This is a genomic window from Pseudomonas sp. PDM32 (genome assembly GCF_019219225.1).
GTDB lineage: Bacteria > Pseudomonadota > Gammaproteobacteria > Pseudomonadales > Pseudomonadaceae > Aquipseudomonas > Aquipseudomonas laurylsulfatiphila.
Map to the genome: position 1 here is coordinate 1 of NZ_JAHUWE010000024.1, position 20,395 is coordinate 20,395.

Sequence of the window (20,395 nt, forward strand, 5' to 3'; positions counted from 1 at the left end):
AACACCTCTTTTTCAACTTCCTTTCGGCTTCGATGACCTGAAGCAACCTGCTGTCGAAAACTGCGTAACTCTTTGTTTATCAAGGAGTTTTCCGTTTCGACTGCGCCGGAAGTGGGGCGAATTATAGACATCTGAAATCTGCCGTCAACACCTTTTTACGCCTATTTGGCAGAAGAGGCCTTTTTAGCCGTTAAACGCGGGATTCGACGAGCTACGGGCGGTAGCCGCAACACCAACAACAACGCACCTATAGATGCATAGATCACCCACTCCTTGAGGTTGGCACGCACAATCCAGAGCATATGCAACAATCCAAGCCCGAGAATGACGTAAGCCAGACGATGCAACTTCTTCCAACTCGCCCGCAACCGCCGCTGACTGTATCGATTGGACGTCACCGCCAACGCCAGCAAACCAAGAAAGCCCAGCGCCCCAACAATAATGTAAGGCCGCTTGCGCAACTCGACACCCAGCTGCGACCAGTCAAAACCAAGAATGAATGCGGCATAGCTACTGAGGTGGAGCACTACATAGGCAAAACACCACAACCCCAACTGGCGCCGCACAACAATCCACCCCGACCAACCGGTGAGCTTCTGCAAAGGCGTCATACCCAAAGTCACGAGCAGCAGAACAAGCGCCCCCAGCCCCAATCGATCGACCAGTACCTTGCCCGGATCCGGCCCGAGGACATCCTCCCAGGCCTGATACAACCACAGCAGCGGCCACACCAGTACCACGACAAAGACACCAATACGCCAAAACGGAAAGCGCATCAGTAGTTCTTCCTCAGGTCGAGCCCCGTATATAGAGAAGCAACTTCCTCTGAATAGCCGTTGAACATTTGCGTGTCGCGCACATTGGGCTTGAACAAACCGCTCGGCAGGCGGCGTTCACGAGCCTGAGTCCAGCGAGGATGATCAACCGTGGGATTCACGTTCGCATAAAAGCCATACTCATCCGGAGCAATACTCTGCCAGGTGGTTTTCGGCTGCTCGCCGACCAGACTGATGCGCACGATGGATTTGATGCTCTTGAAGCCATATTTCCAGGGCACCACCAAACGCAACGGCGCGCCGTTTTGATTAGGCAATTCACGCCCGTACATGCCTACCGCAAGAATCGCCAACGGGTTCATCGCCTCATCCAGACGCAGCCCTTCTATATAGGGCCAGTCGATCAAGGCAAAACCGGAGCGTTGCCCCGGCATGCTTTTGGAATCCTGCAGGGTTTCGAAGCGGATGAATCTGGCTTTCGAGTTCGGCTCTACTTCCTTGAGTAACGCCGAGAGGGGAAAGCCGACCCAGGGAATGACCATCGACCACGCTTCCACGCAACGCAGTCGGTAGATTCGTTCCTCAAGCTGGTACGGTTTCATGAAGTCCTCCAGCGCATACCGCCCTGGCTTGCCCACCTCCCCGTCCACGACTACCGACCACGGCTCAGTCTTCAGCGCGCCGGCATTGGCGGCCGGATCACCCTTGTCGGTGCCGAACTCGTAGAAGTTGTTGTAGTGGGTCGCATCCTTGAACGGCGTAATCGCCTCATCCTTGACGTTGACCGCCCCCCACTGGGTAGCAGGAAGTTTTTCGCTGAACCAGGAAGGCGCCTTGCCGGGTACTACATCCGGGTAACGCGCAGCATCGCCAGCGCTGGCCCATTGCGGCAGGCTGCCCAAAGCGAAGCCGGCAACCGTGGCGCCAAGCACGTTGCGTCGAGAAAGATAGAGGGATTCAGGCGTGACGTCCGACTCATGACAGTCGGACGTTCTGGTGACTTTGATCAGCATGGTTACTCCGCAGCTCTGGAGGACAGATGCACCCATAGACTGCGGAGTATGAGGTAAATTACGCGCTCTTGTTACGGCGAAGACGTAACAGGTATTGAACCGGGCCGGAGGCTGCATAGGCGAGAAACACCAGCAACAGGATGCGCGGCGGATCACTGAACACCACCGCAAACACCAGTACCACAGCGAGAATCGCCACGAACGGCACGCGCCCTTTCAGGTCCAGTTCCTTGAAGCTGTTGTACTTGATGTTGCTGACCATCAGCATGCCGGCCGCAGCCACCATCAGCGCAACCAGGAAGGACATCTTCGAGCCCTGAATGCCGTAATCGCTGAACGCCCAGACGATGCCTGCAACAACACCCGCCGCCGCCGGGCTGGCCAGCCCGATAAAGTAGCGCTTGTCCGCCGTACCGACCTGAGTGTTGAAACGTGCGAGACGCAGCGCCGCACCCGCGACATAAATGAAGGCGACCATCCAGCCAACCTTGCCCATGTCACCCAGCGCCCAACCAAAGGCCAGCAATGCCGGTGCGACACCAAAGGCGACCATGTCCGACAGCGAGTCATACTCGGCACCAAAGGCGCTCTGGGTATTGGTCATACGGGCCACGCGGCCATCAAGGCCATCGAGCACCATGGCAACGAAGATTGCGATGGCCGCAAACGCGAAATACTTGCTCGCATTGGCCGAGTCACCCGCACTCAGGGCCGCCTGGGCGCTCATCGAGTTGATGATGGAGTAAAACCCTGCGAACAGGTTCGCAGTGGTAAACAGATTCGGCAGAAGATAGATACCACGATGCCGGACTTTACGACCTTCAGCGTCATGGCCCTCCTCGACATGTTCATCGATGGGCAGCAGGCTTTCGGCGTCAGAAGCCTGGTTTGGCTCTTCGGGGCGTTCGCTCATGGACATTACCTTGCAACGGGGTGGAAAGTTTGGACAGGTGTCTGGGACGACGGTTCGGCCGCAAACGATGCAGCTTTATACCAGAACCGCTCTCCCAAACGAAAAAACGCGGCCTAAGCCGCGTTTTTCGTACAAGGACGTGACTTAGTTTTTGGCTTTGTCGACGATCTTGTTGGCACCGATCCACGGCATCATGGAGCGCAGTTGCTCGCCGATGATTTCGATACCGTGAGCGGCGTTGTTACGACGCTTGGCGGTCATCGAAGGATAGCCGGTAGCGCCTTCGCTGATGAACATCTTGGCGTATTCGCCGTCCTGAATACGTTTCAGGGCGTTGCGCATGGCCTGACGGGACTCGGCGTTGATAACTTCCGGACCGGTCACGTACTCGCCGTATTCGGCGTTGTTGGAGATCGAGTAGTTCATGTTGGCGATACCGCCTTCGTACATGAGGTCAACGATCAGCTTCAGTTCGTGCAGGCACTCGAAGTAGGCCATTTCTGGCGCGTAGCCAGCTTCAACCAGGGTTTCGAAACCGGCTTTTACCAGTTCAACGGTACCGCCACACAGAACGGCTTGCTCGCCGAACAGGTCGGTTTCGGTCTCGTCCTTGAAAGTGGTTTCGATGATGCCAGTACGACCGCCGCCAACGCCGGCAGCGTAGGACAGTGCAACGTTCTTGGCGTTGCCCGAGGCGTCCTGGTAGATAGCGATCAGGTCAGGGATACCGCCGCCTTTCACGAATTCGGAACGTACGGTGTGGCCTGGAGCCTTCGGCGCGATCATGATCACGTCGAGGTCAGCGCGCGGCACAACCTGGTTGTAGTGGATCGCGAAGCCGTGGGAGAAGGCCAGGGTGGCGCCTTTCTTGATGTTCGGCTCGATTTCGTTCTTGTACAGGGAGGACTGGAACTCGTCCGGGGTCAGGATCATGACCAGGTCGGCCGCTGCAACAGCCGAAGCAACGTCGGTCACTTTCAGGCCGTGGGCTTCTGCCTTGGCAACGGTAGCCGAACCTTTACGCAGACCTACAGTCACGTCAACGCCGGAATCTTTAAGGTTGCACGCCTGAGCGTGGCCTTGGGAACCGTAACCGATGATGGCAACTTTCTTGCCCTGGATGATCGACAGGTCGCAGTCTTTATCGTAGAAAACTTTCATGAATTTCCCCTATATCAGGCCGTTCAGGCCGTTCGCTAATTTGGTTTAGATGCTGAGTACTTTGTCGCCGCGGGCAATGCCGGTCACGCCGCTACGGACGGTTTCCAGAATCGAGGCGGTGCCGATGGACTGAATGAAGCTGTCGAGCTTGTCGCTGGTACCGGTCAGTTGAACGGTATACACGCTGGCGCTGACATCGACGATCTGCCCACGGTAAATATCGGTAGTGCGCTTGATCTCGGCGCGCTGGGCGCCGGTGGCCTTGACCTTGACCAACATCAGTTCGCGCTCGATGTGAGCACTTTCCGACAGGTCGACCAGTTTTACCACTTCGATCAGCTTGTTCAGGTTCTTGGTGATCTGCTCGATGACTTCATCGTGACCGACAGTGGTCAGCGTCAGACGCGACAGGGTCGGGTCTTCGGTTGGGGCCACGGTCAGGCTTTCGATGTTGTAGTTGCGCTGCGAGAACAGGCCAACCACGCGAGACAGAGCGCCGGGTTCGTTTTCCAGAAGCAAGGAAATAATGTGCCGCATGATTAAGTACGCTCCGTCTTGCTCAGCCACATATCGCGCATGGAGCCGTCTTTGATCTGCATCGGATAGACGTGCTCGCTGGTGTCGACCGAAATGTCGATCACCACCAGGCGATCTTTCATGGCGAACGCCTCTTCCATCTTCGACTTCAAGTCCTTCGAATCGGTGATACGCACGCCAACGTGACCATAGGCCTCTGCCAGTTTGACGAAGTCAGGCAACGATTCCATATAGGAATGAGAGTGGCGGCTGCCGTAGCTCATGTCCTGCCACTGGCGAACCATGCCCAGCACACCATTGTTCAGGATGACGATCTTGACCGGCAAACCGTATTGCAGGCAGGTCGACAGCTCCTGAATGTTCATCTGGATACTGCCTTCCCCAGTGACGCAAACGACGTCGTCATCCGGGAAGCTCAACTTGATGCCCATGGCCGCCGGAAAACCGAAGCCCATGGTGCCCAGGCCACCGGAGTTGATCCAGCGGTTCGGCTTGTTGAACGTGTAGTACTGCGCCGCGAACATCTGGTGCTGACCCACGTCGGAGGCTACAAAGGCATCGCCCTTGGTCACTTCGCACAGGGTTTCGATCACGGCCTGCGGCTTGATGACGCTGCCGTCGCCCTTGTCATAAGGGAACAGGCCACGATCACCGCGCCACTCATCGACTTGCTTCCACCAGCTGGCAACGGACTCCTTGTTCGGGGTCTCGCCGATTTCCTTGAGGATCGCGACCATTTCGGTCAGGACACTCTCGACCGGACCCACGATCGGCACGTCGGCCTTGATGGTCTTGGAGATCGAAGCCGGGTCGATGTCGATGTGAATGATCTTGGCGTTCGGGCAGAACTTCGACGCGCCGTTGATGACACGGTCGTCGAAACGCGCGCCGACAGCGAGGATCACGTCAGCATGGTGCATCGCCAGGTTGGCGGTGTAGCTGCCGTGCATGCCGAGCATGCCGATGAACTGACGGTCGGTGCCTGGGTAGCCACCGAGGCCCATCAGGGTATTGGTCACTGGCAGGTTGAGCATCTTCGCCAGTTCGGTCAGTGGTGCGGAACCACCGCCGAGGATCACGCCGCCGCCCGAGTACAACACAGGACGCTTGGCCGCCAGGAGCATTTCTGCCGCCTTGCGGATTTGACCGGAGTGACCGCGAACAGCCGGGCTGTAGGAACGCAGCTTGGCTTTTTTCGGGAAGACGTATTCGAACTTCTCGGCCGGGTTGGTCATGTCTTTCGGAATATCGACAACGACCGGACCAGGGCGACCGGATTGCGCCAGGTAGAAGGCTTTCTTCATGACTTCCGGGATTTCCGACGCGTGCTTGATCATGAAGCTGTGTTTCACGATCGGCCGGGAGATACCGATCATGTCGGTTTCCTGGAATGCGTCGGTGCCAACCATGGTGCTCGGCACCTGGCCGGAAATGACCACCATCGGAATGGAGTCCATATAGGCCGTGGCAATACCGGTGATGGCGTTTGTCGCGCCCGGCCCGGAAGTCACCAGTACCACACCGGCTTTACCGGTGGCACGGGCGTAGCCGTCAGCCATATGGGTAGCCGCTTGCTCGTGACGAACCAGGATGTGGGTCACTTCCGGTTCTTTGAACAGGGCATCGTAGACATGAAGAAGAGCACCACCCGGGTACCCGTAGATATATTTGACGCCTTCGTCGCGCAAAAAGCGGACGAGCATCTCACCGCCAGATAAAAGCTCCACGTTGCTCACCTCTAAAACGCCAGAATACCGCCCACGAAAAATGGGACGGGTCTTAATAGGTTTACTTCTCAGCAGAGCATGAGCGACGGTGGTCGCCGACTACGTCAGCACTGACTGAGCAAGTATTGGGATCGTCCCAAGTGTTGCGGGGCTTTCCCACCCAGCGCGAGGTAACGCGTTGCGGGTGTAACAGGTCGACGCGGATATGCGCCTCATGATCTGCTGAGAGGGTCTGCTTCTGGCAGTCCCTGTACAGCGGACTTTGGATTCTTCTGTTTCGCCCTTCGCAAGTCAAGTCGTCTATGAGCTTTATTCTACTAAGCACATGAGAACGCAAGAAAAAACCCGTAAATCCGCCCTGTGTTAGCTTCGATTGCGCAACTTTTGGCAAAAAATTGGCACGCGCATGCACTTACCCTGCGGCGGCCGACAAAATAGAGAGGGATTGTGAACAACTGCCAACGGACGCTGGCAGTTTCTGGCTCAGCGAGAGGCGGTGATCAACTGATCAAACTGCTTGAGCAATACCTGCAACTGCCGATCCCTGCCCTGGACATTGCGTCCGGCAAAGACCATTTCAGCCATTTCCTGAATGCCCGAAGCATTGGGTAGCGGCAAATCCTGCTCGAGGATCATCTTCATGCGCGGCAGGAAGATCCATTGCAGCCATTGCTCGAAATCCAGTGTATCGACCGAAAACGGCTCGACACTGGAAAGCGCCTCAGCCGATGGCGAGACCTCATCCCACCAGCCTTGCACCCGCAACTCGCGCTCGATCAACAACAGTTGATCGGCGATTTTCAGAAAGCGCGCATCCATCACAGCGTTACCTTGGCCTTCTGGCGCGCCAGTGCCGCGCCCTGGGAGTCACCCTGCTTTTCACGTGCCTGGGCGATCAGCTCCCACAAGTTGGCCTGAAGGGCCGGACGCCCATTGGCCAACGTCAGCCCACGGCGAGCGAACTGCTCGGCCTGGGCCGCATCGCCTTGAGCCATCCGCACCTGCGCCAGACGGTACAGCACCTGCGGTTCACGTGGAGCAACGCGCTGGGCGCGCTCAAGGCTGGAAGAGGCACCGTTGAGATCACCGCTCGCCTGTTGCTGCTGAGCGGTGGTCAGCAAAGCCAGTACCGGGCCGTCCAGTTGCTCGTCGGCAGAGAGCCCGCCCGAGCTGGCCGACGGAATCCCGCTTGGCGACGACGGCATGCTGTAGCTGCCCTGATTGATCGGCGCCGACTGTACCGGCGACGTGTCAATCGGCCCCGGCGTGATCGGCCCTGGGGTAATAGGCGTAGTGCTGATTGGCGTGGAAGTCGTTGCAGCGCCTGGCACCATTACCACGACGCCGCTGTCACCTTGCGGAATCGCCTGGGTCTGCGACTGACCTTGTACAGGGCGCTTGACGGTCGTCTGGCGGAAGCCGCCATTGGCCGAGATCCGCTCACTGTTGGACACCGCGGTGCCGGAATCCACAACCGGAATCGAACCACGTTGGACGGTAGAACAACCGCTGAGCAAAGCTACGGCGGCAACCGCTGGAATCAACCACTTGTTCACTTGAAACCCTCTTTGCTTAATTCATCCAGCCCTTGACCCAATCCATCACCGACTCGACAGGGGTTTCACCACCGCAAGCGGCGCCGGGAGGCGGTTCGCTGCCGCGAATATACGGCATCTGCACGGCACCGGGGCAACCGGCGTCAGAACCTTGCCCGGTTCGCGAATCCACCCAGGCCTGAACGATATTATCCGGCTGCGGCATGTCCAGCGGCAACGGGTCGGCCTTGCGCATGAAGCTGGTCCAGACCTGCAAGGCCCCGGTGGCACCCGTGAATGGCGTCTTGCCATTATCATCACGCCCCAGCCAGACCACCGCCAGCAAGTCCTGGCTGAAACCGGCAAACCAACTGTCTCGCGAGTCGTTACTGGTGCCGGTTTTACCCGCGAGGTTCAGCGTTCTTGGCAACACGTTGTAAACCGAGCTGCCAGTACCTTCTCGCATCACGCGCTGCATGGCGCTCTGGATCAGGTAAATGGAGGCCGGATCGAAACGCTGCTGAATCTGGAACGGATAACGCTTGAGCGGCTCGCCTTCGGCAGTCAGCACGCTGCGAATCCCGCGCATCGGCGTATTGAAGCCACCGTTGGCGAGGGTCTGGTACATGGTCGCCACTTCGATGGGCGTCATCCCGCCAGCACCGAGCAACATCGAGGGGAAGGCCGGGAATTCACGAGACACCCCCAGGCGCTCCACCGTCTTCAGGACGTTCGGCACACCGACCGCCAGGCCGAGACGCGCGGTCGACAGGTTGTAGGAATGCGCCAGCCCCTGATAGAGGAAGACGGTACCGTGAGAACGACGATCATAGTTTTGCGGCTTCCAGACCTGGCCGTCGGCGCCCTTGACCGAGAAGGACTCGTCCGACAGCCAGCTGGTCAACGTGTACTGGCTCGGCTTCTCCAGCGCTGTCAGGTACACCGCCGGCTTGATCAACGAGCCGATCGGCCGCACAGCATCCAGCGCCCGGTTGAACCCGGCAAAACTGGCCTGGCGACTGCCGATCATGGCCTGTACTTCGCCGGTCTCCGGGTTGGTCACGACCATGGCCGCCTCGACGTCATCGGACCCCTTGCGCCCGGCCAGGCGCTTGAAGGTGTCGTTGACCGAGGCCTCAGCCTTCATCTGCAGGATCGGGTCGAAACTGGTGAAGATGCGCAGGCCTTCCTCGGTCAAGTCTTCGTCGCGATAGTCTTCGCGCAACTGGCGCTTGACCAGATCGAGGAAGCCGGGGAACGAGCTGTCCGCCAGACTGCCGCGCTTGGTCACGCCCAGCGGCATTTTCTTCGCCGCCTCAACCTGCTCGGCAGTCGCAACGCCCTGCTCCTGCAACACATCGAGTACCAGGTTGCGCCGCTCGAGGGCACGCTCCGGATAACGACGCGGATTATAGGAAGACGGCCCTTTGACCATCCCCACTAGCAGTGCGACTTGATGCAGCTTGAGCTCGGCCAGCGGCTGGCTGAAGAAGAACTGGCTCGCCAGACCGAAACCGTGCACCGCGCGCTGACCGTCCTGCCCGATAAACACTTCGTTGAGATAAGCCTCAAGGATTTCGCGCTTGTCGTAATGCAGTTCAAGCAGCAGCGCCATCATCGCTTCGGTGAGCTTGCGGCTCAGGCTGCGCTCGTTGGTCAGGTAGAAGTTCTTGACCAATTGTTGAGTCAGGGTACTGCCGCCCTGACGCATGCGGCCGGATGAACCGTTGACCCAGACCGCTCGGGCGATCGACTTCGGCGAAACACCGAAGTGATGATAAAAATCGCGGTCCTCGACAGCCACCAGCGTTTCCAGCAGATACGGCGGCACCTGATCGATCTTGATCAGAATCCGGTCTTCGAGGTTTTTCGGGTACAGGCCACCGATTAGCAGCGGCTCAAGGCGCACCACCGACAGTTTCGAGCCTTTTGCCCCCGCCAGCTCGGCCACGTAATCGCCGGAGAAACGCACCCGCACCGGTTGCGCTTGCTCCATGCCTTCATAGAACTGGAAGCCACGGGTGTTCAGGTCAACGGTATTGCCGTTGACCGACGCCGCGCCCGGACCGTTGGCCACGCTTTCCCTGCGATAGCCCAAAGCATCGAGCTCGGTCAGGAAATCATCCCGGCTCAGCTTTTGTCCGACGAACAGTTCGAGCGGACGTGCGTAAACCTTGGCCGGAATCGTCCAGCGCTTGCCGGAGAACTTCTCCTGGACGATGGCATCAAGGTAAACGGCGAATCCGGCCAGCACTACCAGGCCGACCAGACTGAGTTTAATGGCCCAGCCCAGCCACGGGCGCAGGCCTCTGGAGGGTGGTTTTTTTGGGGTACGGGGAGTTCGAGTACGAGTCATGGCGGCGGATTATACGCACTTTATTCATACTCAACAGGAGCGCTCCGAGGTTTGCGTCAAGCGGACTTGCAGCCATAATGACGGCCTTGATTTTCCAGACTCTGAAGGATCGCCTGTGAGCCAGACCTTGATCGCTGCCCTGCAAAACCCTGCCCTCTACCCGCACCCGGTAGAAGGATTCCAGGTCATCGAAACCCATATCTCCTGGGTCATTCTCACCGGCCCCTTCGCTTATAAAGTGAAGAAACCGGTCAACTTCGGTTTTCTCGACTTTACCGGCCTTGAAGCTCGCGAACATTTTTGCGCTGAAGAGCTGCGCCTGAACCAGCGCCTGACCGACGACTTGTACCTGGAAGTGCTGCCCGTTACCGGCAGCGCCGAGGCTCCGCAATTGGGCGGCGAAGGGCCAGCCATCGAATATCTGCTGAAGATGCGCCAGTTCCCACAAAGCGGACTATTGAGCACCCTGCAAGCCAATGGCGAATTGACCACCGCGCACATCGACGAGATGGCCGAGCAGATCGCCCGCTTCCACCTCAACGCCCCCAAAGTGCCGGCCGGGCATGAAGCCGGAACCCCGGACAGCGTCATGGCGCCGGTACGGCAGAACTTCGAACAGATTCGTCCGTTCCTCAGCGACAAAGCCGACCTGTTGCAACTCGACGCCCTGCAAGCCTGGGCCGAAAGCAGCTTCGAGCGCCTCAAACCACTGCTCGCCCAGCGCAAGGCCGAAGGCTTCATTCGTGAATGCCACGGTGACATCCACCTGGGTAATGCAACCGTGATCGACGGCAAGGTCGTGATCTTCGACTGCATCGAATTCAACGAACCGTTCCGTTTTACCGACGTTTATGCCGACACCGGCTTCCTGGCGATGGACCTGGAAGATCGCGGCCTGAAGTGCCTGGCGCGCCGTTTCGTCAGCCAGTACCTGGAGCTGACCGGCGACTATCGCGGCCTCGAACTGCTGAACTTCTATAAAGCCTACCGCGCCCTGGTTCGCGCCAAGGTCGCCCTGTTCAGCATGCCAGCCGACGCCACGGCGGTGCAGCGCGCCACGACCCTGCGCCAGTACCGCAACTACGCCAACCTGGCGGAAAGCTACAGCACCATTCCTTCGCGCTTCATGGCCATTACCCACGGCGTTTCCGCTGTCGGCAAGAGCCATGTCGCCATGCGCCTGGTCGAAGCACTGGGCGCGATTCGCCTGCGCTCCGATGTCGAGCGCAAGCGCCTGTTCGGCGAGCAAATCGTCGAGAATGATGTACAGGCCGGCATCTATAGCTCCGACGCCAGCGCGGCGACCTATGCCCGCCTGCACGAAATCGCCGACGTCATTCTGCGCGCGGGCTTCCCGGTGGTGGTCGACGCCACTTACCTCAAGCGTGAGCAGCGTGACAGTGCGGCGAAGGTGGCCGAGGCCACGGGTGCACCCTTCCTGATCCTCGACTGCAATGCACCACAGGCCGTGATCGAAAGCTGGCTGGCCGCGCGCCAGGCCGACAAGAAGGACCCGTCCGACGCCACCCTGGCCGTGATCGAAGCCCAGCAAGCCAGCCGTGAGGCGCTGACCCCCGCGGAAATCCTCTGCAGCAAACGCGTCCAGACCAACGAAAGCGGGACCCTGGATACCGTTGTGGAACAGATTCGCCAGCGTCTGCCGGGCCTGTAAAAACTATTTCAGTCGTGAGGCCCTCGCTGACCTCACGACTGTTAAACAGTGGCACTATACTGGCGTCATAAAACCATCAGGTGATGCGACATGAGCCAGCCAAAACTTCTCGACACTCCGCTTTATGCCCTGCTGCACAAAGACGACATCAGAGGCTTCAACAATGAGCGCCCCAAGGATGGCCCTATCGACATGGTGGGTGGCGATTTCCGGGGGCTGGACCTGCGCGAACTGAATGCCGACGGTGTGGACTTCAGCGACGCCTACTTCCGCTCCGCCGACTTGCGCGGCATCGATTTTCGCAAAGCGAACCTGGAAGGCGCGAGTCTGGCCCACGCACAAATCTCCGGCACCTACTTTCCAGTGGAACTGAGTGCCGACGAAATCCTCATGTCGATGAACTTCGGCACGCGGTTACGCTACCGCACCCGCTGATCACCGTTGCCGGCTGACACGTCCAGTGCTCCCTTTGCGCTGGACTGCGGGGGCATTCACTCGCCATCCCTGGTTGCTCTCCCCTATCCTTTTTTTGCGCGTTTGCCGATCTTCAACACCCTGCCAACACTCGTCTCTTAGAAGCTTTTGCGTCGAAAACGAGCAAACAATCACGCTTTTCCTACTGATGGCTACACTCCTCAGAAGATTGCCCACGCTCTCCATTCGGCCATCGCAAGGAGGCTTGATGAATGATGAACTGCAACACCTGAAGAATCTTGGCAAGACGTCAGCGCAATGGCTGCATGCCGTGGGCATCCATAGCGCATCGGACTTGCGTCGCCTCGGGGCGGTGGATGCTTATCGGGCCGTGCGTACGCGCGGTTTTCGGGCGTCCAAGGTGTTGTTGTACGCAATTGAAGGCGCCCTGATGGACGTTCACTGGAATGACATCCCTGCCGAGCGCAAGGAAGCGTTGAACAAACAACTGGAAGCCATTTCTTCACGCCACAAGAACTGATCCGACAAATATTTCAGAAGCTTTGCAACCTGAAATCCAATGATTACGGGGTCTGCAGAGGCAAATTCGGCAAATCGCAATGAAATCAAAAAACAGCGGTTGACTTGGTAATGAGAATCGATATTATTATCACAACTGGTCGCGAGACTGGTCGATATTCTGAAAAGCCCTTGGTTCGGACTCTCAGATTATCTCCTCATCAGGCTAATCACGGTTATTTGACCCGGCTCTTGCCGGGTCTTTTTTTGCCTGTGGAAAAGTACTGACGGGATTCGGCGATGGTCGTGCCATGCCGATCACCACAACGCGGGTGGTCATCGCATGAGAGTTTCCCGGGCATCGAATGGTCAGGCCAAGTATCCTCGACGATAGGCACTTGTCCCCGGCGGGCAAGACGCCCAATGATCGCATTTGACCGTCAAGCCCGGACCTATCCGATCACGAGCTGCGGGACTGAGGATAGAGATGAAGATGCTTTGTGCAGGTGCCGAACTGGTCAATGACAGCAGTCGCGGTTTCGACATAGACGGTCAAAAGCTTTTTGCGGTGCGCCGCAGCGGCCAGGTCCATGTCTACATCAATCGCTGTCCGCACCGGGGCGTCGCTTTGGAGTGGCATCCTGACCAGTTTCTCGACCCCAGCAACAGCCTGATCCAGTGCGCCACCCATGGCGCACTGTTCCTGATCGAAGACGGTGAATGCGTCGCCGGCCCTTGCGCGGGGCAAGCCTTGACCAGTGTGGCCTGCCGCGAGGATGAACAAGGGATCTGGATCAGCCTTTAGCCGCCCGGCAACACGTCCAGACGCCGGTCGATCAGCATTTCCTGGTGATTCAAGCTCACAGCGTAAGCCAGCACCTCGACCCCACACTCAATGGCCTCACGCAAGGCCTGCGCATAAGCCGCATCGATTTCCTGCGCCGGACGCACGGCCTCGATGCCGGTCAGGCAAACACAGTACAACTGCACCGCGCGAATACCGTCCCTGGCCAAGTGGGCCAGTTCCCGCAGATGCTTGGCGCCACGCTGGGTGACCGCATCGGGAAACGCCGCCACCGCCGTACCGTCGAAACCCAGGGTCACGCTTTTGACCTCGACATAGGCAGGCCCTTCGGGGTAATCGAGCCGGAAATCGATACGACTGTTTTCCTGACCATAAGCCACTTCGCGCTTGAGCCCGGTAAAGCCGTTCAATTCCGTGATGACGCCCGCTCGCAGCGCCTCTTCGACCAAACCATTGGCGCGGGCGGTGTTCACACAAAACAACCGCCCTTGCGGTGTTTCGCCGACCTCCCAGGTGCCGGGCAACTTGCGTTTCGGGTCGTTGGAGCGGCTGAACCAGACCTGCCCGCCTTCGACCTGACAATTGAGCATCGAACCTGTGTTCGGGCAGTGAATGGTCAGCAACTCGCCGTCAACGGTTTCGATATCGGCGAGAAAACGCTTGTAGCGTCGAATCAGGCGACCTTCTTCGAGGGGGGGATGAAATCGCATCAGCCTTGCCAGCTCCGCAACCCACGGGCAATGCGCTCGACCGCTTCCTGCAAGCGCTCGAGATTTTGCGTGTAGGCGAACCGCACATGATGCCCGGCCTGATAACGCCCGAAATCCAGCCCCGGGGTGAAGGCCACATGCTCGGTCTCTAGGAAATGTTTACAGAACGCGAAGGCATCGCCGCCGAACTTGCTGATATCGGCGTACAAGTAGAATGCCCCTTCCGGTTCCACGGCAATGCCGAAGCCCAATTCACGCAAGGCCGGCAGCAGGTAATCCCGACGCCGGCCAAATTCGGCGCGACGCTCTTCGAGAATGCTGATGGTTGCCGGCTCGAAACAGGCCAGCGCGGCGTGCTGCGCCATGCTGGGAGCACTGATGTAGAGATTCTGGGCGAGCTTTTCCAGCTCACCTACGGCCGCGTCGGGGGCCACCAGCCACCCCAACCGCCAACCGGTCATCCCGAAGTATTTCGAAAAACTGTTCAGCACGAAGGCACTATCGTCGACTTCCAGCACGCTGGCCGCATCGGTGCCGTAGGTCAGGCCGTGATAGATCTCGTCGACCACCAGATGACCGTGGCGCTCCTTGATCGCGACAGACAGCTTCGCCAGCTCGTCGCGGGTCAGGATCGTGCCGGTCGGATTGGCTGGCGACGCCACCAATGCACCCACGCTGTCGTGATCCCAATGACGCTCGATCAGGCCGGGCGTCAATTGATAACGCACCTCCGGACCGACCGGCACCAATTGCGCCGCGCCTTCGACCAGTCGCAGGAAGTGCCGGTTACAGGGGTAGCCCGGGTCCGCCAGCAACCAGTGCTTGCCGGGGTCTACCAGTAAAGCGCTGGCCAGCAGCAACGCGCCGGACCCGCCGGGTGTGATGAGGATGCGTCGAGGGTCGATGTTCAAGCCATAACGCTGCTGATAAAAGCCCGAAATGGCCTCACGCAGTTCCGGAATGCCGCGCGCGGCGGTGTAACGGGTCTTCCCCGCTGTCAGCGCAGCCTGGCCGGCCTGGATGATCGGCTCGGCGGTGGTGAAGTCCGGCTCGCCGATTTCCAGGTGGATCACATCGTGGCCAGCCGCCTGCAATTCATTGGCCCGCGCCAACAGCGCCATGACATGAAAAGGTTCGATCGCGCGACTGCGGGCACTGTAGGGCTGAGCCATTGGCCTTCCTTCAACTGGGGAAAAAAACCGATTCTACCCAAGCGCAGGAACGAGCGAGAACCTAAAGCGGTCAGAGGGCTTATAACCCTGACCACAAACGATTCAAGCGTGTGCGCAAGGTTTGACTAAAATCAATAGTTGAGCAGGGTTCCGGAGCCGCCAGACAACAGTTTGTCATCATTGGCAAGCACCATGAGCCGCAAGCTCGACATCCGGGAGTAGCGCGGCCCGAGTTGATCTGGTAAGTTCGCCCGCTTGCAGCCGCAGGGCCGGCAGGTGTCGGTGATGGAGCAATCCTGCGCAGATGGATTACAAGAGTAGAGGCGGTCTATTTCATGTCCACCCAAGCAAAGCAGCAAAACCAGGCAATCAGCGGCTTCGAGCCCTATGTTCAGAAAGCTGGCGAAGAGTACATGGGCGAGCCCATGCGCAAGCACTTCACCAAGGTCCTGAATCAGTGGAAAAAAGAGCTGATGGAAGGTGTCGACAAGACCGTGGACCACATGAAGGACGAAGCGGCCAACTTTCCTGATCCGGCAGACCGTGCCAGCCAGGAAGAGGAATTCGCCCTCGAACTGCGTGCCCGCGATCGTGAACGCAAGTTGATCAAGAAGATCGACAAGACACTCCAGCTGATCGAAGACGAAGAGTACGGCTGGTGTGAATCCTGCGGCATCGAGATCGGCGTCAAGCGCCTCGAAGCGCGTCCTACCGCCGACCTGTGCATCGACTGCAAGACCCTGGCGGAAATCAAGGAAAAGCAAGTCGGCAAGTAATTGCGACTTGAACGAAGAACGGAGCGTGCGAACGCTCCGTTTTTGTTTCCAGGATTCACCTCGGCAAAACACTGTGGGAGCGAGCCTGCTCGCGAAGGGGCCATCAACTTCGACATTGATGCTGGCTGATACACCGCTTTCGCGAGCAGGCTCGCTCCCACAGGTACCTGGCGCAAGCCCGAAACAAGTGACATTACATTCATGACCGCCACCTCATCCACCTACATCGGGCGCTTCGCCCCTACGCCCAGTGGCCATCTGCATTTCGGTTCTCTAGTCGCAGCGCTGGCCTCTTACCTCGATGCGCGCTCGGTGGGCGGACGCTGGCTGATGCGCATGGAAGACCTCGACCCGCCCCGTGAGGAACCCGGCGCCCAGGCGGCCATTCTCAGGGCGCTGGAAAGCTATGGCTTCGAGTGGGATGACGATCTGGTTCGCCAAAGCGAGCGGCACGACGCCTACGCCGAGGTGCTCAATCGCCTGTTCAATCACGGCCTGGCCTACGCCTGCACCTGTTCGCGCAAACAGCTGGAACCGTATCACGGGATTTATCCGGGGCTGTGCCGCAATGCCGGCCATGGCGCCGATGATGCCGCCATCCGCCTGCGCGTACCGGAGCTGGAATACCACTTCCTCGACCGGGTGCAGGGCGAGTACCGCCAGCACCTAGGCCGGGAGGTCGGCGATTTCGTGATCCGCCGCCGCGACGGGCTCTACGCCTATCAACTGGCCGTGGTCCTGGACGATGCCTGGCAGGGCATCACCGATATTGTTCGGGGTGCCGACCTTCTGGACTCCACGCCCCGCCAGTTGTACCTGCAAGAACTCCTCGGCCTGCCGCAACCGCGTTATCTGCATATCCCGCTGATTACTCAGCCTGATGGCCATAAACTCGGTAAATCCTACCGTTCGCCGCCGTTGACCGAGGATCAGGCAACACCCCTGTTATTGCGGGCGCTGCGCGCGCTGGGACAGAACCCGGGAACCGAACTGATTTACGCCACACCACGGGAAGTGCTGAACTGGGGCATTGCCCACTGGGATGCCTCGCTGATCCCGCGCACACTGAGCCTGCCCGAGGCACAGCTGCTGTGATCGCACTTGCAGTGGCGCGCCCATCCGTTACCATCGCCGCACGTTTTCGGGCACGCACATAAAAAAGAGAGGCCGGGATGTACATCTATCGCTTGGTCCTGCTTTTGGTAGTGGGCATTTACCTGTTTTCCCCGGCCATCATGGATTGGTGGATCGACGCCACTGGCGCCTGGTATCGCCCTTATCTGCTCTGGCTGATTCTGATCGTCGTGACCTTCATCCTGCAGAGTCAAAAAGATGCCGATGAGCTTTAGCCTGACCCAGATGATCCTGATCAGCGCCGCGTACCTGGCGGTGTTGTTCGGTGTGGCCTGGATCAGTGAACGGGGCATGATTCCCCGGGCGATCATTCGCCACCCGCTGACCTACACCCTGTCACTGGGCGTCTATGCCAGTGCCTGGGCGTTTTACGGCACCGTGGGCTTGGCCTATCAGTACGGCTACGGCTTTCTGTCCAGCTACCTGGGCGTTTCCGGGGCCTTTCTGCTGGCGCCGGTGTTGCTTTATCCGATCCTGAAGATCACCCGCACTTATCAACTGTCGTCCCTGGCGGACCTGTTCGCCTTCCGTTTCCGCAGCACCTGGGCCGGAGCGCTGACCACGATTTTCATGCTGGTCGGCGTATTGCCGTTACTGGCCCTGCAGATTCAGGCGGTCGCCGACTCCATCGGTATCCTCACCCGCGAACCCGTACAAAATCGCGTGGCCTTGAGTTTCTGCGCACTGATCACGCTATTCACGATTTTCTTCGGCTCCCGCCACATCGCCACCCGGGAAAAGCATGAAGGCCTGGTATTCGCGATTGCCTTCGAGTCGGTGATCAAGCTGATCGCCCTCGGCGGTGTCGGGTTGTACGCGCTCTACGGCGTGTTCGACGGCCCGCAACAGCTTGAATTATGGCTGCTGCAAAACCAGACCGCGCTCGCGGCCCTGCACACGCCTTTGCAGGAAGGCCCGTGGCGCACCCTGTTGCTGGTGTTCTTCGCCTCAGCCATCGTGATGCCGCACATGTATCACATGACCTTTACCGAAAACCTCAACCCGCGTTCGCTGGTCAGTGCGAGCTGGGGCCTGCCGCTGTTCCTGCTGCTGATGAGCCTGGCGGTGCCGCTGATTCTCTGGGCCGGCCTGAAACTGGGCGCCACCACCAATCCGGAATACTTCACCCTGGGCATCGGCATCGCCGCCAACAGCAAGGCTTTGGCGTTGCTGGCCTATGTCGGCGGGCTGTCCGCCGCCAGCGGCCTGATCATCGTCACCACGCTGGCGCTGTCCGGGATGGCCTTGAACCACCTGGTGCTGCCGCTGTATCAACCTCCGGCCGAAGGCAACATCTACCGCTGGCTGAAGTGGACCCGCCGGGCGCTGATTGTCGCGATCATCATGGCTGGCTACGGCTTCTACCTGATGCTCGGTGCCGAACAGGACCTGGCCAACCTCGGCATCGTCGCGTTCGTCGCCACGTTGCAGTTCCTGCCGGGCGTGCTCTCGGTCCTGTACTGGCCGACAGCCAACCGTCGCGGCTTCATCGCGGGCTTGCTGGCGGGGATACTGGTGTGGCTGGTGACCATGTTGTTACCGCTGGTCGGTAACCTGCAGGGCTTCTACATTCCGCTGCTGAACATGATCTACGTGCTGGACGACACCAGTTGGCACATGGCGGCGATTGCCTCGCTGGCGGCCAACGTACTGATGTTCACCCTGATCTCGCTGTTCACCAACGCCAGCACCGAAGAGGCCAGTGCTGCCGAAGCCTGCGCCGTGGATAACGTGCGCCGCCCGCAACGCCGCGAACTGCACGCCGCCTCGCCCCAGGAGTTCGCCACGCAGCTTGCAAAACCATTGGGTGCAAAAGCGGCGCAGAAAGAAGTGGAACAGGCACTGCGCGACCTTTATCTGCCATTCGACGAACGCCGACCCTATGCCCTGCGTCGCCTGCGTGACCGCATCGAAGCCAACCTCTCCGGCCTGATGGGGCCGAGCGTGGCCCAGGACATGGTCGAGACGTTCCTGCCCTACAAGGCAGGTGGCGAAAACTACGTGACCGAAGACATTCACTTCATCGAAAGCCGACTCGAGGACTACCACTCGCGCCTGACCGGCCTGGCCGCCGAACTCGATGCCCTGCGCCGCTATCACCGCCAGACCCTGCAGGAATTGCCGATGGGCGTTTGCTCGCTGGCCAAGGATCAGGAAATCCTCATGTGGAACAAGGCCATGGAGGAGCTGACCGGCATCGCTGCGCAGCGCGTGGTCGGTTCGCGCCTGAGCACCATTGCCGACCCGTGGAAAGAACTGCTGCAAGGCTTCATCAATCTGCCGGACGAGCACTTGCACAAGCAGCACCTGGCCCTCGACGGCCAGACACGCTGGCTGAACCTGCACAAAGCGGCAATCGACGAACCCCTGGCGCCGGGTAACAGTGGCCTGGTGTTGCTGGTGGAAGACCTGACCGAAACCCAGATGCTCGAGGACAAACTGGTGCACTCCGAGCGCCTGGCGAGCATCGGTCGCCTGGCGGCCGGCGTGGCCCATGAAATCGGCAACCCGATCACCGGTATCGCGTGCCTGGCGCAGAACCTGCGCGAAGAACGCGAGGAAGACGGCGAGCTGAAGGAGATCAGCGGCCAGATCCTCGAGCAGACCAAGCGCGTGTCGCGCATTGTCCAGTCGCTGATGAGCTTTGCCCATGCCGGCAGTCATCAGCACAGCGACGAGCCCGTCTGTCTGGCCGAAGTGGCCCAGGATGCCATCGGCCTGCTGGCGCTGAACCGACGCAATTTCGAAGTGCAGTTCTACAACCTGTGCGACCCCGAGCACTGGGTCGAAGGCGACCCGCAACGGCTGGCCCAGGTGTTGATCAACCTGCTCTCAAACGCCCGTGACGCATCGCCTCCCGGCAGTGCGGTGCGAGTCAAGAGCGAAGCCGGCGAACACACGGTCGATCTGATCGTGGAGGACGAAGGCAGCGGTATTCCGTCGAGCATCATGGACCGATTGTTCGAACCTTTCTTCACCACCAAGGACCCTGGCGAAGGCACCGGTCTGGGCCTTGCACTGGTCTATTCCATCGTTGAAGAGCATTATGGACAAATCACCATCGACAGCCCGGCTGATGTTCAAAGCCAACGCGGCACCCGAATCAGGGTTACCTTGCCGCGTCATGTCGAAGCGACGTCCGCTGTGAACTGAGACCGTCGAGAGTATCGAATCA

At 59.2% G+C, this 20,395-nt stretch carries 19 protein-coding genes; 8 read left to right on the plus strand and 11 right to left on the minus strand.

The genetic code is table 11. The annotated features are described in order from the left end of the window. Positions 1 to 161: 161 nt before the first annotated feature. The 9 genes from msrQ to mrcB form a co-directional block, all read right to left on the minus strand. Entirely contained in the window at positions 162 to 776 is a 615-nt protein-coding gene (msrQ, locus tag KW846_RS29330) for a protein-methionine-sulfoxide reductase heme-binding subunit MsrQ (protein WP_218486423.1), read from the minus strand. Further along, positions 776 to 1,789, minus strand: a complete 1,014-nt coding sequence (gene msrP / locus KW846_RS29335; protein WP_218486424.1) for a protein-methionine-sulfoxide reductase catalytic subunit MsrP — start codon at positions 1,787 to 1,789, stop codon at positions 776 to 778. Before msrP ends, msrQ begins: the two co-directional genes overlap by 1 nt. A 58-nt stretch (positions 1,790 to 1,847) precedes the next feature. After that, entirely contained in the window at positions 1,848 to 2,702 is an 855-nt protein-coding gene (gene pssA, locus KW846_RS29340; RefSeq protein ID WP_007971084.1) for a CDP-diacylglycerol--serine O-phosphatidyltransferase, read from the minus strand. Between the two features lie 144 nt (positions 2,703 to 2,846). Then, on the minus strand, positions 2,847 to 3,863 hold the full coding sequence (gene ilvC / locus KW846_RS29345) for a ketol-acid reductoisomerase (RefSeq protein WP_003228216.1): 1,017 nt from the start codon (positions 3,861 to 3,863) through the stop codon (positions 2,847 to 2,849). 45 nt (positions 3,864 to 3,908) lie between these two features. After that, positions 3,909 to 4,400, minus strand: coding sequence for an acetolactate synthase small subunit (gene ilvN / locus KW846_RS29350; protein ID WP_003176102.1), 492 nt, complete (start codon positions 4,398 to 4,400; stop codon positions 3,909 to 3,911). Positions 4,401 to 4,402: 2 nt separating this feature from the next. Beyond that, positions 4,403 to 6,127 carry an acetolactate synthase 3 large subunit gene (locus KW846_RS29355; protein WP_015096847.1) on the minus strand — a complete coding sequence of 575 codons (1,725 nt, stop codon included), beginning with the start codon at positions 6,125 to 6,127 and terminating at the stop codon, positions 4,403 to 4,405. Positions 6,128 to 6,610: 483 nt separating this feature from the next. Next, on the minus strand, positions 6,611 to 6,946 hold the full coding sequence (locus KW846_RS29360) for a YqcC family protein (RefSeq protein ID WP_218486425.1): 336 nt from the start codon (positions 6,944 to 6,946) through the stop codon (positions 6,611 to 6,613). Continuing rightward, positions 6,946 to 7,683 carry a tetratricopeptide repeat protein gene (locus KW846_RS29365; protein ID WP_102701638.1) on the minus strand — a complete coding sequence of 246 codons (738 nt, stop codon included), beginning with the start codon at positions 7,681 to 7,683 and terminating at the stop codon, positions 6,946 to 6,948. The genes KW846_RS29360 and KW846_RS29365 overlap by 1 nt, the downstream gene beginning before the upstream one ends. Before the next feature lie 16 nt (positions 7,684 to 7,699). Further along, positions 7,700 to 10,018 (minus strand): penicillin-binding protein 1B, encoded by a 2,319-nt coding sequence (mrcB, locus tag KW846_RS29370; RefSeq protein ID WP_218486426.1) that lies wholly within the window; start codon positions 10,016 to 10,018, stop codon positions 7,700 to 7,702. Between the two features lie 115 nt (positions 10,019 to 10,133). Here mrcB and KW846_RS29375 point away from each other — a divergent pair, with 115 nt between their 5' ends. The 4 genes from KW846_RS29375 to KW846_RS29390 all read left to right on the plus strand — a co-directional run bounded on the left by KW846_RS29375 (position 10,134) and on the right by KW846_RS29390 (position 13,428). Next, positions 10,134 to 11,690, plus strand: coding sequence for a bifunctional aminoglycoside phosphotransferase/ATP-binding protein (locus KW846_RS29375; protein ID WP_218486427.1), 1,557 nt, complete (start codon positions 10,134 to 10,136; stop codon positions 11,688 to 11,690). A gap of 90 nt (positions 11,691 to 11,780) precedes the next feature. Beyond that, positions 11,781 to 12,125 (plus strand): pentapeptide repeat-containing protein, encoded by a 345-nt coding sequence (locus tag KW846_RS29380; protein ID WP_218486428.1) that lies wholly within the window; start codon positions 11,781 to 11,783, stop codon positions 12,123 to 12,125. Between the two features lie 247 nt (positions 12,126 to 12,372). Beyond that, positions 12,373 to 12,645 (plus strand): TfoX/Sxy family protein, encoded by a 273-nt coding sequence (locus tag KW846_RS29385; RefSeq protein WP_007971093.1) that lies wholly within the window; start codon positions 12,373 to 12,375, stop codon positions 12,643 to 12,645. 465 nt (positions 12,646 to 13,110) lie between these two features. Next, positions 13,111 to 13,428 (plus strand): Rieske (2Fe-2S) protein, encoded by a 318-nt coding sequence (locus tag KW846_RS29390; RefSeq protein WP_218486429.1) that lies wholly within the window; start codon positions 13,111 to 13,113, stop codon positions 13,426 to 13,428. Here KW846_RS29390 and sfsA read toward each other — a convergent pair. After that, a complete protein-coding gene (sfsA, locus tag KW846_RS29395; protein WP_218486430.1) occupies positions 13,425 to 14,138 on the minus strand; it encodes a DNA/RNA nuclease SfsA in 714 nt (237 codons plus the stop codon). The genes KW846_RS29390 and sfsA overlap by 4 nt on opposite strands. Further along, positions 14,138 to 15,310 (minus strand): pyridoxal phosphate-dependent aminotransferase, encoded by a 1,173-nt coding sequence (locus KW846_RS29400; protein ID WP_007971098.1) that lies wholly within the window; start codon positions 15,308 to 15,310, stop codon positions 14,138 to 14,140. Before KW846_RS29400 ends, sfsA begins: the two co-directional genes overlap by 1 nt. A 335-nt stretch (positions 15,311 to 15,645) precedes the next feature. Between KW846_RS29400 and dksA the strand changes: the two genes are divergently transcribed. The 4 genes from dksA (at position 15,646) to KW846_RS29420 (ending at position 20,373) form a co-directional block, all read left to right on the plus strand. Next, entirely contained in the window at positions 15,646 to 16,086 is a 441-nt protein-coding gene (gene dksA / locus KW846_RS29405; RefSeq protein ID WP_007971100.1) for an RNA polymerase-binding protein DksA, read from the plus strand. A 201-nt stretch (positions 16,087 to 16,287) separates the two neighbouring features. After that, complete coding sequence (gene gluQRS, locus KW846_RS29410; RefSeq protein ID WP_218486431.1) at positions 16,288 to 17,181, plus strand: tRNA glutamyl-Q(34) synthetase GluQRS; 894 nt, start codon at positions 16,288 to 16,290, stop codon at positions 17,179 to 17,181. A gap of 77 nt (positions 17,182 to 17,258) precedes the next feature. Continuing rightward, a complete protein-coding gene (locus tag KW846_RS29415; protein ID WP_003176118.1) occupies positions 17,259 to 17,435 on the plus strand; it encodes a hypothetical protein in 177 nt (58 codons plus the stop codon). Beyond that, complete coding sequence (locus tag KW846_RS29420) at positions 17,419 to 20,373, plus strand: sensor histidine kinase (protein WP_007971103.1); 2,955 nt, start codon at positions 17,419 to 17,421, stop codon at positions 20,371 to 20,373. The genes KW846_RS29415 and KW846_RS29420 overlap by 17 nt, the downstream gene beginning before the upstream one ends. Positions 20,374 to 20,395: the final 22 nt, after the last annotated feature.

Bases quoted from the DNA above. Each gene is read 5' to 3' on its own strand.
- KW846_RS29385 (WP_007971093.1), top strand. From the start codon at position 12,373: ATGAATGATGAACTGCAACACCTGAAGAATCTTGGCAAGACGTCAGCG.
- msrQ (WP_218486423.1), bottom strand. From the start codon at position 776: ATGCGCTTTCCGTTTTGGCGTATTGGTGTCTTTGTCGTGGTACTGGTG.
- sfsA (WP_218486430.1), bottom strand. From the start codon at position 14,138: ATGCGATTTCATCCCCCCCTCGAAGAAGGTCGCCTGATTCGACGCTAC.
- KW846_RS29400 (WP_007971098.1), bottom strand. From the start codon at position 15,310: ATGGCTCAGCCCTACAGTGCCCGCAGTCGCGCGATCGAACCTTTTCAT.
- KW846_RS29415 (WP_003176118.1), top strand. From the start codon at position 17,259: ATGTACATCTATCGCTTGGTCCTGCTTTTGGTAGTGGGCATTTACCTG.
- ilvN (WP_003176102.1), bottom strand. From the start codon at position 4,400: ATGCGGCACATTATTTCCTTGCTTCTGGAAAACGAACCCGGCGCTCTG.
- ilvC (WP_003228216.1), bottom strand. From the start codon at position 3,863: ATGAAAGTTTTCTACGATAAAGACTGCGACCTGTCGATCATCCAGGGC.
- pssA (WP_007971084.1), bottom strand. From the start codon at position 2,702: ATGAGCGAACGCCCCGAAGAGCCAAACCAGGCTTCTGACGCCGAAAGC.
- mrcB (WP_218486426.1), bottom strand. From the start codon at position 10,018: ATGACTCGTACTCGAACTCCCCGTACCCCAAAAAAACCACCCTCCAGA.
- KW846_RS29380 (WP_218486428.1), top strand. From the start codon at position 11,781: ATGAGCCAGCCAAAACTTCTCGACACTCCGCTTTATGCCCTGCTGCAC.
- gluQRS (WP_218486431.1), top strand. From the start codon at position 16,288: ATGACCGCCACCTCATCCACCTACATCGGGCGCTTCGCCCCTACGCCC.
- msrP (WP_218486424.1), bottom strand. From the start codon at position 1,789: ATGCTGATCAAAGTCACCAGAACGTCCGACTGTCATGAGTCGGACGTC.
- KW846_RS29390 (WP_218486429.1), top strand. From the start codon at position 13,111: ATGAAGATGCTTTGTGCAGGTGCCGAACTGGTCAATGACAGCAGTCGC.
- dksA (WP_007971100.1), top strand. From the start codon at position 15,646: ATGTCCACCCAAGCAAAGCAGCAAAACCAGGCAATCAGCGGCTTCGAG.
- KW846_RS29420 (WP_007971103.1), top strand. From the start codon at position 17,419: ATGCCGATGAGCTTTAGCCTGACCCAGATGATCCTGATCAGCGCCGCG.
- KW846_RS29360 (WP_218486425.1), bottom strand. From the start codon at position 6,946: ATGGATGCGCGCTTTCTGAAAATCGCCGATCAACTGTTGTTGATCGAG.